The organism is Sphingobium sp. B8D3A (genome assembly GCF_025961995.1).
Lineage (GTDB): Bacteria > Pseudomonadota > Alphaproteobacteria > Sphingomonadales > Sphingomonadaceae > Sphingobium.
Window position 1 is genome coordinate 268,032 of record NZ_JAOQOS010000001.1, and the last position, 14,207, is coordinate 282,238.

Sequence of the window (14,207 nt, forward strand, 5' to 3'; positions counted from 1 at the left end):
AATGGAACAAAACTGGTTCAAAAGGTTAATCGAATGGCGCATATTGGTGTCAGATCAAGCAATTGAGGCTCCAAATGTTAACAGGCTTCGATGACAACCCGCGTTATGATGCAAGCTTTGCGCCCCGGCTCGACCAGATGCTGTGCGAAGCGTTGGAGCAGCCGACGATTCTGGTGGGAGGGGATCGCCCGGCAAGTGACTTTTTGGCGCGGGCTGCAGAGCGCGCGGGACTGCAATGCATCGGGTCTACAAGCCTCACGGCCCTTCTTTGGTCGGCGGTCTCGACCGTGCCCGATCTGCTGCTGCTCGATCTAAGGGGTGAGGAGGCCCACGACTGGCTGGAGCATCCCTTGGCGCCACAAGTCATGCTGAAGGGGCGCCGCGTCTGTGTGCTCGTCGATCTGGCTTCCCTCGAGCGCGCTTTTGCGCTTCTCGAAGGCGTCGAGACCGAGGTCTTGTGCAACCCCAGCCTTGCGGACATCGTCACGATGCTCGTCTCCGCCGGGCTGCGCCCAATGACGTCCGGACCTGCGACGATGCGCGATATCGCCGGGGACGGGGAGGGCGTTCGGCTGGAGAGACTGAGCGAGGAAGTCCGCCGGCTCGCCCAGACGCTCGAGCGACTGTCCGGCAGCGCCAAGCCTGCCTCGTCGCTAGCGGGTTCGACATCGCAAAGCGGACAGGCGCTTTCCCCGCCGCCCTCCACACAAAAGCCTCAGGCCGCAGCGGTCCCAGCCCAGCCGGCCATGGCGGAGCGGTCGCCGATCGAAAGCCGCGCCAGTGCCGCGGAGATCCGCGCCCTCATCCGGGCGCGGCGGCTCCGCGACGAGTTTCTGCCGGCGGACCTGTTCGCCGATCCCGCCTGGGACATGCTGCTGGACCTGCTGGCGGCCCGCCTTGCCGGCCAGCGCGTTTCGGTTTCGAGCCTCTGCATCGCCGCTGCGGTTCCGCCGACCACGGCGCTGCGCTGGATCACGCAGCTGACCGAGCGCAAAATCCTGGTCCGCCTTGCCGACCCCACCGACGGGCGGCGGGTATTCATCGACCTGACCGACGAGACGGCGGACGCGGCGCTGCAATGGGTCGACAAAGTGCGCCGCAGAGGCGGGCTTCTGGCGCCGCAGCGTTGAAGCACAGCTTGACCCGCCCCCATAGCGACCGATAAGGGGCGCCTGTGACGGGCGAACCGTCACGATGCTGCTGGGGCGATTAGCTCAGTTGGTAGAGCGTCTCGTTTACACCGAGAATGTCGGCGGTTCGAGCCCGTCATCGCCCACCAGCATCCTGTCCGGCTGTTGAGACCGGTTTAAACCGCCTCAAATCGGGTCTAACGCTGCCTCACGTGACTGCTGCTGGGGACGATCCGGAACGTCGCGTTTTAAGCGCCGGTTGAAGGAAAGCGGACGGTTGTTTACTTGAGTGCGAGGGCAGCTGCCGACCACAGCCGGTCGTTGCTGGCAGACATTTTGACCGTCCACCCATGCCATAAGCTGACCATCGGGCGCTCCGAAGCGGATCGTTAGGAAAGTGCTGTATTTAGTGCCGCTGCGGTGCGGCGGGCAGTTCACCGAAAGCTGACGCACGGAATCTTGGTGCTGCGCTGCTTGCTAACTCGCCCGCTCCAAGCGCGGCTCAAAGCCGTTGAGGATTTCGACAATCCGTATGACCAGCGGGCCTTCGAACATGTCGCTTACGCCGCTCGGTGCCGTGTCAGTGAAAGGCGGTTCGTAAAGTGCGGCGGGATCCATGGTCCCGGAGGCAGTCAGATAGTCGACGATCCGCTCGACGAAATCGATCTGCCTTGCTGAAAGCACGGCTCCGGCCAGCGCATTATTGAACGCCTCCTGCGCAGCGCGGCGATCCAAGCCGACGAGCGAACGGATAAAGCTGGGCATGTCCGGCATCTGCCGAAGACGCTGAAAATCGGCATCGTCGGCTACGCCGGCGTCGATGAACAGCTTCTGCAACTCGTCCAGATCGGTCGGCGTTAGGGGGCGTCCCTGGCGCAGGCGTGCTAGCGTTACGTGATCGGCATGGGCATCGACATAGGCGCGTGCCTTGCGCCGGAACTGCGCGAGCGAAGATGCGCCGCCCAAATCGACCAGCTCGATTTCGCGCTTGCGGCCCATGGCATCGGCGAGGTCGGTCGTGACGATCACCTGGCGCGCGGCCTCGATCAGGCTCATCAGCCCGCGGAGGCGGCGGCGCGCGATCTCGACCATCTGCGGGGTCGCATCGGTCCACCACTCGTCGGTCTGCACCTCAAGGATCAGCGCCATCTGCCGCGCCACGTCGGGCACAGCGCCCTTGGCTTCGAGCTGATGCACCTGCCGGATAAATGCCTGGCGCAGCGGGGTGAAAGCAGCGTTGCGCAGCATGGCGAGCTGAATGCGCAGGCACAGCAGATCGAACCGCTTCGCATCGATGTCACTGTCGGTCAGGCTGGTCGGCAACCCCGCCACATGCTCGATCAGCTCGTGCCGGTCCTCTTCCCCCAGATGGTCCCAGACCGTGGCGTCAAGGAATTTCTCGACATAGCGGCGCTTGGCCCGGACGATGAAGTTGTCGAGCGGCATGCCCGCCACCTCGTCGCGCAACTGCTTGCGCACGCCTTCGTAGAGGCCCGGCTCGTCGCCTTCGCTGCGGAACCCGGTTGTCGGTGAGCGAACCGCGCCGCCTGCCCTGCGCTCAGGCTGCATCAGGCCGACCAGCTCCACCCGCGCCGCGAACAATCTTTCACCCAGCGGCGCTGCGGCCCGCGCCTCGGTGCCGTCGATCTGGGCGTTGAAATAGTCGAGATTGCCGAGATAATCGAAGACGTAGAAGAACTCCTTGTCGGCGCGTTGCCCCTCCGCGTCGACGAAAATCCCCTTCCGCAGCCGCGTTCCGCGACCGATCATCTGCCAGAATTTCGACTTCGAGCGGACGATCTTGAAGAAGACCAGGTTAAGGACGTCTGGGATGTCGATGCCGGTATCGAGCATGTCGACCGACACGGCGATATGCGGGGCCTTCTCCGGCTCCTCGAATTCTTCGATCAGGCTGTGGGCGTATTTCACCTGATTATCGATCAGGCGACAGAACACGCCCCTCAGCGCGGGGTAATTGGCGTCGAAGCGCTCGACGATGAACTCGGCGTGGCGGTGGTTCTTCGCGAAGATGATCGTCTTGCCCAGCCGATCGCCGCCCGCGACCTTGAGCCCGTCTTCCATCAGCTGCTTCAGCATCAGGTCGATCGTGTTGATGTTGAACAGCCAGTCGTTGACGTCGGCCGCACCCACTTCGTCCGGCGGTCCGTCCTCGCCCCAGTCGAGCGCGTCCCACTCCTCCTTCTCCGCCTCGGACAGGTCATCATAGCGGATACCGGCGCGCGGATATTTCAGCGGCACGTCGATCGCGCGCGGCGGCACCAGGAAGCCGTCGGTCACCGCCTGCTTCAGGTCATAGGCGTCGGTCGGGACGCCATCCTCCAGCTGAAACAGCGAATAGGTATTCTTGTCGATCTCGTCCTTCGGCGTCGCGGTGAGGCCGAGCAGGGGCGCATCGAACCAGTCGAAGATCGCCTTGTATTTGCGATAGACCGACCGGTGCGCCTCATCGATGATGATCAGATCGAAATAGCCGGGTCCGAACCGCCCCTTGCCGTCCTGTCGCCCGCGTTCGATCAGGTTCATCATCGTGGGATAGGTCGACAGGAAGACGCGCCCCTCCGCCCCCGGGTGCATCGTCAAATTCACCGGCGAACTGTCGGGCAGATATTTGCGGAAATTGCCCGTTGCCTGTTTCACCAGCGGCACGCGATCGGCCAGGAACAGGATGCGCTTGGCATAGTTGGCGCGCATCAGCACGTCGGAAAGCGCGATCGCCACGCGGGTCTTGCCCGATCCGGTGGCCATGACCAGCAACGCGGTGCGCTGGTTCTCGCCGCCACGGTCGCCATCCTCGAACCGATGGCACACGGCGCGGATCGCCCGCTCCTGGTAGGTGCGGCCATGCGCGCCGGCGATCTCACGGTTGGTCGGCACTTGCGCGAAGGGCGTGCGCGTCGTGCGCCGCTGAATCATCAGCGCCAGTTCGTCCTTGGTGCGAAAGCCGGAGACGGGGCGCGGCGGATAGTGGAGGTCGTCCCAGATCCAGTGATCGTAACCGTTGGTGTAAAAGATCACCGGGCGCTGGCCGAACTGTGCCTCCAGGCAATTGGCATAGAGCCGCGCCTGCTCCTTGCCCTCGCGCGCATCCTTGCGCGTGCGCTTGGCCTCGACCACCGCCAGCGGCTTGCCGTCATCGCCCCACAGCACATAGTCGACAAAGCCCGCGCCCCCCATTTTACCATCTGGGCCATCCGCGCTGCGGTCGTTGGGCATGCCATGGACGGGAAATTCGATGTCGCGCGCATCGGTCAGCGCCCATCCGGCTTCGCGCAGCAGCACGTCGATGATGTCGGACCGGGTCTGCGCCTCGCCATAGTCATGGCCCGCGTCGCGGCCCTCATTGGCCTGGCGCAGCGCGGTCATCTCCGCCCTCACGGCGGCGAGTTCGGCCTCCAGCGCCGCGCGGCTGTCGGCATCGGCCATCCGCGCCTTGCGCTCGGCCTCCAGCGCCGCACGCGCCGCTTCTGCGGCCGCTTCGAGGGTCCGGGCCTGATCGACGCTGGTTTGCGCGCCCGCATCGGCGCGGGGTAGCAGGTCGGCGGAAAAGCTGAGGTCGGCGGGCGGCGGGGTCTGCGAATAGCGGGTCGCGAACCACAGGCCGATATGGAACAGCTCACGTAGCGCGCTCACCGCTTGGGCAGGCGCGAACTGGCCGGGATGCGCGGCGCGGTTGCCGATCTTGCGCACCAGATCAATCTTGGTGCGGATCATCAGGCCGGCGAGCTGGACAAAGCTGGGCTCGGCGGTCAGCGCGGCGAGATGGTCGTCATAGGGTGCCCGCAGCGCGGCATCATGGTCGTAAAGCCAGCGCACCATCGCCTCGACCGCGAGGCGCGCATGCACCGCCGCACCGCGCGGATCGGGCAGCGCCTGCCGCTCGGCCATGGCGACATGATCGGCGAGGAAGGGGAAGGGGGCGAGGAAGGCGAACTGCGCGGCGGGCTGCGACGGCGGCGGAGGCGGCGAACCACCACCCCTAATCGACAGCGTCTTGCGCCCGCCCGGTTCGCCCTCGTTCATGCGTTATAGCTCTCCGCGAAAGGCGCGATGTTGGAGGGAGGCGAAGAGCGAGTCAAAGCGGATTAGTGAGTTGTTGAAGAGTTGCTCCTGATTCTCCAAAGCCTCAATCGACAGGGCAAATTCTTCTTGCGCCTCCATCGTGGGAACCTCGACCGGCAATTCACGCAATCGCGACAACGTTATTTCTCTGAAGGTCGCGCCTTTCACTTGCCGCTGAATCCATCGCTGAACCCGTTCAGAGCGAAGATACTCGAGCAAGTATCTTTTATGGGTTCGCGGGCCAGGTGAAATGCGAGCCGTCCCTTGCGTTAAGTTCGCACCGTCAAGCCAATCCGGCACAACAGCCGTCGTGCCGACCGTAGCCCGGATGCTCATGACAATTTCCCCTGCACGCACCTTTGATCGGTGGAACCTCTCCGCGATGGTCGGGTCCGTATGTCGCAGATCTTCGCCTCGGATCACGCCGTCCTTAATGTCCCCAGTCCGAATGTAAGGCACGCCCCCCGCAAACTCCTCGCCCGCCTGGACGATACCGTAGGTTACAATTGTCCCCGGTGCGACTACGTTCGAAAGCGGCACGGTTTCGAGACGCGCTTGATTCTTAAAGGCTGCGTCGAACGCGGCTCTTCTCAAGTCGGAGAGGCGGGAGAGGGATTGGCGGCGCAGGCGGCGCAGCGCATCCGCCTGATCCAGGATCGCCGCAATCCGCCGCTGCTCCGGCAGGGGGGGAGGATCAAGGCGTAGCCGCCTGATGTCTTTCAAGATTATTCGCCTGAGGGCACTACCCGTCTTGCTACGTTCGGTGGCCGAGGTCGCTGCTGGAGACCTCAAAAAATGAGCAAGGTAGTTCGCGTCCAGCCTTTGTGAATCGGGTCTGATAATCGCAATTGATGAGAGCACAGCGAAAGGCTCTTCGTCTTTGACGACATGGACTTTACCGACGGTGCCATCCTTAGAGAACAAAACGTCTCCGCGCTTCGGTGCAGAATTTTGGCGATCTGCCTCCGCGAAATCGTGTTCAGAGATACGCGAACACGAGATAAAATTGAGGCCGGCAGGATGCATGTCCGCGACGGTGAGGAAAGGAACTCCCTCTCCGGCGTCGGCGGGCGTGTAGTGAGTGCCATCGGTCAAAAGCGTACAGAGCGACTCTAAGCAGACACTCACGCCAGCATCCCCTCAAGCGCCGTCAGCCCCTTGGCGATCTCCTCCTCCAGCGCGCGCAGTTCGCGGATGATGTCGGCGGGGGCGGCGTGTTCGACCTCGGCGTGGACCACTTCCTTGTAGCGGTTGATCGACAGGTCATAGCCCGCCGCGACGATGTCCTCGCGCGACACGCAAAAGCTTTGCGCGGTGCGCGGGTTGTCGCATTCGGCACCGCCGCGCTCCGCCCAGCGGGTCAGCAGGTCGGGCAGGTTGTTCTTCGCATGCTCTTCCTCGGTCAACGCGCGCGCGGGGGCGGGGCCGAGCAGGCTTTCGTCGAGCAGCGGATTGCGCTTGTCGTCCAGGCTCCAGCCATCGGCCGCCATGTCGTAATACCACACCTTGTCGGTGCCGCCGCGCCCGGTCTTGGTGAACACCAAGATGCCGGTGGAGACGCCCGCATAGGGGCGGAACACGCCGGAGGGGAGCGAGATCACCGCCTCCAGCCGGTGGTCGTCCACCAGCTTCTGCCGCAGCCCCTTATGCGCCTTGGACGATCCGAACAGCACGCCATCCGGCACGATCACCGCCGCGCGCCCGCCGGTCTGCAACATGCGCAGGAACAGCGCGAGAAACAGCAATTCGGTCTTCTTGGTGCTGACGACCTTCAGCAGATCCTTCGAACAGCTTTCATTGTCCAGGCTGCCGGCGAAGGGCGGGTTGGCCAGGATCATGCTATATTGCCCGGCATCGTCGCCGCCGCCCTCGGCCAGGCTGTCGCGATAGGCGATGCGCGGCTCTTCGATCCCATGCAGCATCATGTTCATCGCGCCGATACGCAGCATGGTCTCGTCGAAATCATATCCGGTGAAGGCGCGGGTTTCGAAATGCGTGCGCGATGCTTCGTCATAGAACAGGCCGGGATGTTCGCGCCGGACATGCTCGGCCGCCATCATCAGGAAGCCCGCGGTGCCGCAGGCTGGGTCGCACACCGTGTCGTCCGGGCCGGGGTTCATCAGCCGGACGATCAGGTCGATGATGTGGCGCGGGGTGCGGAACTGGCCATTCTCCCCCGCGCTGGAGATCATCGAGAGCAGATATTCGTAAACGTCGCCCTTGGTATCGCGATCGTCCATCTGAATCTTGTCGAGGCCCTGCACCAGCTTGTCGAGCAGGCCGGGCCGGGTGAAGGCGAGGCGCGCGCCCTTCATGTGGCTCGCCATCACGCTCTCCGCGCCGCCGAGGCCACGCAGGAACGGCATCAGGTGGTCGGCGACGATCTCATACATCCGCTCCGGCGCTTCGTTCTTGAACTTCGACCAGCGCAGCAGCTCATAGGGGCAGCCGCCGTCGCGGAACTGCGGGGTGTCGAGACCGTCCTTGCCTTCGGGGAAGATGCGGCGGGCCAAGGGGCGCTTGAGCGCCGCCGCCTTCGCTTCCTCGCGCAACTGAATGTCGTCCAGACGCTTGGCGAACAACAGATAGGTGATCTGCTCGACACCGGTCAGCGGATTGGACACCCCGCCCGCCCACAGGTCGTCGCGCAGTTTGTTGATCTGGCTGCGGATTTCACCGGTCAGCATGAAACTGATTCCCCTTGCGATAGTAAGCGCCTGGCAGCAAGGCGCCGGCTGTATTCGCCTCATATCGCCTGGCAAGGCAACCGCAACGGTTGCGAGCCTCGTCAGCTTTGCCTCGCATCCCGCGCGGAGCAGTCGGCCGGCTCGCGGCTCATTATCTGTCGTACGGAGATGCAGGGCGGGCGGATCGTCGATGCCGTCTCATGACGAAAGCTGCCGTCCGCTATGTCTGTGGCAACGGCGGAAAAGTCCCTAGTGAGGGTCGATCGCTGCCGCGACAGCCTAATGAACGAACGGCAGGTTCGAGCGAGCCGCTTCGGGCGGTCGAATGACCGCTTTGTTGGCGGGAGGCGACCATCCCAAGTCTCACCATAGCTATAACCGCCGCGCTTCCTATCTACAGGGAATGAGGATATTTTCGATCGGATATGAAGGTGCGACCCAGGCGGAGTTTGTATCCTCTTTGCTTCGTGCCAGAGTGAAATGCGTCGCTGACGTTCGCGCAGTCCCGCTTTCCCGCCGACCGGGCTTTTCGAAGAATATTTTGGCGGCCGGGTTACGAGAGGCGGATATTGCCTATGTCGGCTTGAAGGCTCTTGGCACGCCCCCTGCAGGCCGCGAAGCTGCGAGAAAAGGCGATCATGCTCGCTTGGCCGAGGTTTATGCCGGTCAGCTGGAACTGCCCAATGCAATCGCGCAAGGAGCGCAGTTATGCGACCTCGTGAACGAGATGCCTACCGCCTTGCTTTGTTTCGAGCGCAACCCAGAAAGTTGTCACCGTTCTCTACTGATTGGCGCTCTCATGCCTGACGCAGAGGTCACGCATTTGTTCGCATGAGCGTCAGATATGTTCGCAAATCCAGCTAGGGCCCTCCCCACTAACGAATGTCCGGCTTCGACACTCAAGCGAAGCGTGCTGAACAACGGCTATGTTAGCGGCAACCGACCAAACCTGGTCGTTCAGATCCGGCGTAACGGACGTCTGCTCCAAGCAATAGCAGTCGTTCGGGCCGCATCATTCCGACGGGCGGGACGCGCAAACATATCACGTCAATGACGTGCCAGTTCCCCTGTCCAGCGCCTTATTACCATTGGGCCGAGACACCAACACAGTTCTGACCGATGCTTTTGATGCACGCTCAACATGAGGGGTTGGCCGCCTTCCCGCTCTTAGGAGACAGTGAGATCTGACCTCTGGCGGAGATAGCGTAGGTGCAGGAAAGGTGCGTGCCCGTTTTGGAGGATGAGCGCGTCGCGCTGCGCAACCGCGCCTTGCACCGTTACTTCGCTAGGCGCGTGCCCGTCGGTGAGGTGAAACATCTGATGGAGGATGTGCTCGCCAGCACAACTGTCAGAAAAAGCCCTCAGATCGAGACGTTGCAGGGCGCTCATTCGCAGGCCAATAGTTGCTTTCGTCCACTATGAGGTGCTGCTAAGACGAGCAGATATAAGCGCTGGAACACAGAATTTTTGCAGTCTGCGCGGAGGGATGGACGAATGAGGGGGAGCTACAGCGCGGTAGCGCGACCTGAGGAATGGCATGGCCGCAGGATTGCTATCTCGCAGTTCCCCCGCAACCAGCTCACTTTTCTAATCGCTTTTGCCCTTCACGCTTTGGCTGCCTGCTCGGAAAAAGCGCCACCGCCGCCGCCTACACCGCAAGTCATTATCGCAAAACCCTTCAGCCGCAATGTGGCCGATTGGGTCGATTATGCAGGACGTTTTGAAGCGGTGGACGCCATCGATGTGCGTCCGCGAGTCTCTGGCTTGCTGCAATCGGTCCACTTCAAGGACGGGCAGTCCGTCACGCGCGGACAATTGCTCTTCACGCTCGATCAACGGCCCTTCGCCGCAAGACTGTCGCAAGCTCGCGCCGGCGTCGCCCGTGCGCAAGCGGCGCTCGCCAGAACCTCGGCTGATTATAAGCGCGCGACGGCCCTGATCGGCGATGGCTTCATCAGCCAGTCCCTGGTCGATACCCGCCTTGCTGATTGGGAGCAGGCGGCCGCTGAGCTGGCCAACGCCCGCGCCGTCGCTCAGGCCGCATCGCTGGATCTCTCGTTCACGCGCATCACGGCGCCAGCAAGCGGGCGGGCATCCTATCGCAGGCTTGCAGCAGGCAATCTGGTCTCGGCCGAGCAGACCTTGCTCACCACCATCATGACACAGAACCCCATGCGCTTTGTGTTCGATGCGCCGGAGCGTGCTTTCCTGCAATTCCGCCGGGCTCGTGAGAGTGGCGCTGTCGTGCGGATCCGCCTTGAGGATGAAACCGAGTTCAATTGGGCCGGTCAGATCGAGATGCTGGACAATGCGCTCGATCGAAGCTCCGGCACCATCCGCGGACAAGCGCTCGTACAGAACCCCACCGGCTTGCTCACCCCCGGCATGTTTGGAAGGATGCGCTGGACTTTGGGCGCGCCTAGCCCTGCACTGCTTGTTCCAGAGAAGGCGATCATTGTCGATCAGACCCGTCCGACCGTATTCGTCGTCGGCAAGGATGGTCTGATTGCCCAGCGCATTGTGGAGCTGGGCAATATAGCGGACGGCCTGCGGGTGATCCGCAGCGGCCTCGCGCCCGGCGAGCAGGTCGTCATCGCCGGCATGCAGCGCGCGCGAGTGGGGCAGAAGGTCGTCGCCAAGCTAGGCAAGATCGAACCTGAGCGGCCCGCACCGGGAGCGACCAAGTGAGCGCCGCCAACGCGCGGATGAGCTTCTCGCATTTCTTCATCGCGCGACCCATCTTTGCTTGCGCCTTGTCGCTGTTCATTCTGCTCGTCGGCATCATTAGCTATTGGCGCTTGCCGGTCGACCAATATCCAAAAATCTCGCCGCCGGTGGTCAGCGTCACCGCCGTCTATCCCGGCGCCTCTGCCGAGGTTATGGCGGACACCGTTGCAGCCCCACTGGAGCAACAGATCAATGGCGTGGACAACACGCTGTATGTGAGTTCGACCGCGATTGCGGATGGCCGCGTGACGATCAACATCAGCTTCCAGATCGGCACCGATCCTGATTTGGCGCAGGTGCAGGTGCAGAACCGCGTGCAGACCGCGCTGCCCCAGCTGCCGCAGGAAGTGCAAAATCTCGGCGTGACGGTGCGCAAGGCGCAGAACGACACACTGATGATCGTCCACATGCTGTCGACTTCACCCAGTATCGATCGCGAATATCTCGCCAACTACGCAACCATGCAGGTGCGGGAACGGCTGCTCCGCCTGCCCGGCGTGGGCGATGTCGGAACATTCGCTTCACGTGATTATGCCATGCGCATCTGGATCGACCCGGACAAGGCAGCCGCGCGCGACCTGACCGTGCAAGAGATATTGGCGGCGCTGCGCGGCAACAATATCCAGCTTGCGGCGGGAACGGTTGGCGGCGCGCAAATGAGCCAGAATCCCGGCCCTACCCAATATAATCTGAATGTTCAGAGCAAGCTCAACCAGCCCAAAGAGTTCGAGCAAATCATCGTCAAACGCGATGCGCAAGGGCGCGTCACCCGCATCGGCGACATTGCGCGGGTGGAGCTGGGCGCACAGACCTATTCGATCAACGCCTATCTCGATCAGGGAGAAGCCTATCCCCTAAGTGTTTCGCAGGCATCGGGCGGCAATGCACTCCAGACGGCCACCGCCGTTCGCGAGACGATGAAGGAACTCGCCAAGAGTTTCCCGCCCGGCGTTTCCTACCGGATCGTATTCAACCCCAGCCAATATATCAGCGATTCCGTGAATAAGTTGCGCGACACGATGGTCGAGGCGGTCATTCTCGTTGTGATCGTCGTCATATTGTTCCTGCAAAGCTGGCGCACCGCCATCATCCCGTTGTTGGCCATACCCATCTCGCTAGTCGGCACCTTCGCTGTCATGGCGGCGGCGGGCTTCTCGCTCAACAACCTCTCGCTGTTCGGGCTGGTTCTTTCCATCGGGATCGTGGTGGATGATGCCATCGTCGTGGTGGAAAATGCCGAGCGCCATATTCGCGCCGGCGTTTCCCCGCGCGAGGCGGCGTATCGGACTATGAATGAGGTGGGGGGCGCGCTCATCGGCATCGCGCTGGTGCTGGTGGCCGTGTTCGTGCCGACCGCCTTCATGGGCGGCGTCACGGGGCAATTCTACAAGCAGTTCGCACTGACGGTGACCGCCGCAACCGTCATCTCGCTCATCGTGTCGCTTACCCTCTCGCCCGCCCTGTGCGCGCTGCTACTGCGCCAGCATGACAGTGTCCCGCCGCGCACCGCCATCGTGCGTTGGCTGCACCGGAGCGGCGAGCGCTTTACGATGATGTTTGACCGCTTCGGTCAAAGCTATGGCAGGCTCACACGGCGCTTGCTGCGTATGATGGGCCTCGTCTTCATCCTCTATATCGGCTTGCTGTTGCTCACCGGTTGGCGGCTCTATGACACGCCGCGCGGTTTCGTGCCTCAGCAGGATCAGAGCCTCGCCGTCGTCGCGATCAATCTGCCGACCGGCGCCAGCCTTGCACGCACCGATGCCGTCGTGCGGCAGGCCATCGATGTCATGCTGGAGACACCGGGCGTTCAGGCAGCCTCCGTCTATGCGGGCGTGGATGCGATGGGCATGTCCGTCCAGTCCAGCGCCGGACAGCTTTATGCCATCATGGAGCCGTTCAGCGAGCGGTTGCCCAAGGGACTGACCGCGGACGTCATCGTCGCCGACCTGCGCAAGCGCTTCTCGAGCATGACCGAGGCGGACATTCGTCTCATCATGCCGCCACCGGTGCGCGGCCTTGGCACGGCGGGCGGCTTCCGCCTCATGGTGGAGGACCGTGGCGGGCACGGCTACGCGGCGCTCGATGCTGTGACACGCGATCTCGCCGCGGCGGCCGCTGAAGAGCCCGCCATTTCCCAGAGCTTCACTAATTTCAACATGCGCAGCCCGCGCATCGCGGTGGAGGTGGACCGCGATAAGGCCGAGATGCTCGGTGTGGAAAGCCAGGATGTTTATGCCGCGCTCCAGACCTACATGGCGGGCTCCTACGTCAACAACATGACCCTGCTTGGCCATAGCTTCCAGGTGATTGCGCAAGCGGACCCGGCCTATCGGGAGAATGCGGACCTGCTGGGGCAGATAAAAACGCGCTCGGCGTCCGGCACGATGGTCCCGCTCGACGCGGTCGCTAAGCTCACGCCCTCGACCGGGCCGTATCGCGTTCAGCGCTACAATCTCTATCCATCGACCGATATTCAGGGCGAGGCAGCGCCGGGCTATTCCTCCGGCGAGGCGATGGAAGCGATGGAGCGGATCGCCGCTCAGCGCCTCCCCGCAGGCTTTGGCTTCGAGTGGACGGACTTGGCCTATCAGCAGCGTGTTGCGGGCGGCAGCGGTGAACTTGCCTTCGGGCTGGCGATCATCTTCGTGTTCATCGCGCTGGCGGCATTTTATGAGAGCCTGACGCTGCCGCTCGCGATCATCATGATCATACCGCTCTGCCTGCTCTCCGCCATTCTGGGCGTGAACCTGCGAGGCGAGGACAATAATATTCTCACGCAGATCGGCATGGTGGTGCTGATTGGCCTTGCGGCGAAAAACGCAATTCTGATCGTGGAATTTGCACGCCAGGCCGAGGATGAGGGCCTGTCCTCCCGGGAAGCCGCGATCATCGCCGCGCGCATCCGCCTGCGTCCGATCCTCATGACCTCTTTCGCGTTCATCGCCGGCGTGGTCCCCCTCGCTTTTGCGACGGGCGCCGGTGCGGAATTGCGCCAAGCGCTGGGAACAGCCGTCTTCTACGGGATGATCGGCCTGACCCTGCTCGGCCTCATCTTTGCGCCAATCTTCTATGTGGCCTGCAGGATGCTCGGCGACCGGGTTTCAGGCACAATGGAGCGTCGACGCGCAAGACGCCATGTGTCTGACACTGCTGTTGAGAAGATCTCGCGGGAGTGAGCCCTTTCGCCGACTGAGGCCACTAGCAACTCGACTTCACATCATCTGCTGATACGGCCACGACCTTGGAATGCTCAAGCCCCCTGTGTCGGCGATACTCAAGCTCTCTACCCCCGATTGTGCTTCCCCAGAGTAGATGTAGATCAAATCGTGAACGATTCAACGGTCCTGGGCGAGTAATTCACGAATTTGTGGAAAGCGGCTCAGCGGTTCGATGAATTAGGTGTCGTCTGTCAGCAGCGCTGCTCTAATCCCAGCTCACGGGCCTTCCAGGCGGCAAAGCATTACTGCGCTCGTTACTTCCCAAAGGTAGGCAATCAATACTCGCTCTTCAGGTTTAAGAGGCGCGGTATCGAATGCATTTGACACCAAATAGATGATCCACTGCTGACTGCAATGTCCCA

At 62.4% G+C, this 14,207-nt stretch carries 7 protein-coding genes and 1 tRNA gene; 5 read left to right on the plus strand and 3 right to left on the minus strand.

Annotated elements, in window-relative coordinates:
• Nucleotides 1-74: 74 nt before the first annotated feature.
• On the plus strand, nt 75-1,130 hold the full coding sequence (locus tag M2342_RS01340) for a MarR family transcriptional regulator (protein WP_264577751.1): 1,056 nt from the start codon (nt 75-77) through the stop codon (nt 1,128-1,130).
• A 73-nt stretch (nt 1,131-1,203) separates the two neighbouring features.
• Nucleotides 1,204-1,279: transfer RNA gene (locus tag M2342_RS01345), tRNA-Val, on the plus strand.
• Between the two features lie 328 nt (nt 1,280-1,607).
• Here the strand turns inward: M2342_RS01345 and M2342_RS01350 are convergent.
• From M2342_RS01350 to M2342_RS01360, 3 genes are read right to left on the minus strand one after another with little or no spacing between them, the layout of a single operon-like run.
• A complete protein-coding gene (locus M2342_RS01350) occupies nt 1,608-5,171 on the minus strand; it encodes a DEAD/DEAH box helicase family protein (RefSeq protein ID WP_264577752.1) in 3,564 nt (1,187 codons plus the stop codon).
• 3 nt (nt 5,172-5,174) lie between these two features.
• The gene (locus M2342_RS01355; protein WP_264577753.1) at nt 5,175-6,338 is read right to left on the minus strand and encodes a restriction endonuclease subunit S; all 1,164 of its coding nucleotides are present in this window, start codon (nt 6,336-6,338) and stop codon (nt 5,175-5,177) included.
• Complete coding sequence (locus M2342_RS01360) at nt 6,335-7,897, minus strand: type I restriction-modification system subunit M (RefSeq protein WP_264577754.1); 1,563 nt, start codon at nt 7,895-7,897, stop codon at nt 6,335-6,337. The genes M2342_RS01355 and M2342_RS01360 overlap by 4 nt, the downstream gene beginning before the upstream one ends.
• 403 nt (nt 7,898-8,300) lie before the next feature.
• Between M2342_RS01360 and M2342_RS01365 the strand changes: the two genes are divergently transcribed.
• The 3 genes from M2342_RS01365 to M2342_RS01375 all read left to right on the plus strand — a co-directional run bounded on the left by M2342_RS01365 (nt 8,301) and on the right by M2342_RS01375 (nt 13,803).
• Entirely contained in the window at nt 8,301-8,732 is a 432-nt protein-coding gene (locus M2342_RS01365; RefSeq protein WP_264579960.1) for a DUF488 family protein, read from the plus strand.
• Nucleotides 8,733-9,391: 659 nt separating this feature from the next.
• Nucleotides 9,392-10,585, plus strand: a complete 1,194-nt coding sequence (locus tag M2342_RS01370) for an efflux RND transporter periplasmic adaptor subunit (RefSeq protein WP_264577755.1) — start codon at nt 9,392-9,394, stop codon at nt 10,583-10,585.
• The gene (locus M2342_RS01375; protein WP_319801072.1) at nt 10,582-13,803 is read left to right on the plus strand and encodes a multidrug efflux RND transporter permease subunit; all 3,222 of its coding nucleotides are present in this window, start codon (nt 10,582-10,584) and stop codon (nt 13,801-13,803) included. The genes M2342_RS01370 and M2342_RS01375 overlap by 4 nt, the downstream gene beginning before the upstream one ends.
• Nucleotides 13,804-14,207: the final 404 nt, after the last annotated feature.

What these genes read in the sequence shown, in the direction of transcription:
- M2342_RS01340 (WP_264577751.1), top strand. Translation starts at nt 75, where the DNA reads ATGTTAACAGGCTTCGATGACAACCCGCGTTATGATGCAAGCTTTGCG.
- M2342_RS01350 (WP_264577752.1), bottom strand. Translation starts at nt 5,171, where the DNA reads ATGAACGAGGGCGAACCGGGCGGGCGCAAGACGCTGTCGATTAGGGGT.
- M2342_RS01360 (WP_264577754.1), bottom strand. Translation starts at nt 7,897, where the DNA reads ATGCTGACCGGTGAAATCCGCAGCCAGATCAACAAACTGCGCGACGAC.
- M2342_RS01365 (WP_264579960.1), top strand. Translation starts at nt 8,301, where the DNA reads ATGAGGATATTTTCGATCGGATATGAAGGTGCGACCCAGGCGGAGTTT.
- M2342_RS01370 (WP_264577755.1), top strand. Translation starts at nt 9,392, where the DNA reads ATGAGGGGGAGCTACAGCGCGGTAGCGCGACCTGAGGAATGGCATGGC.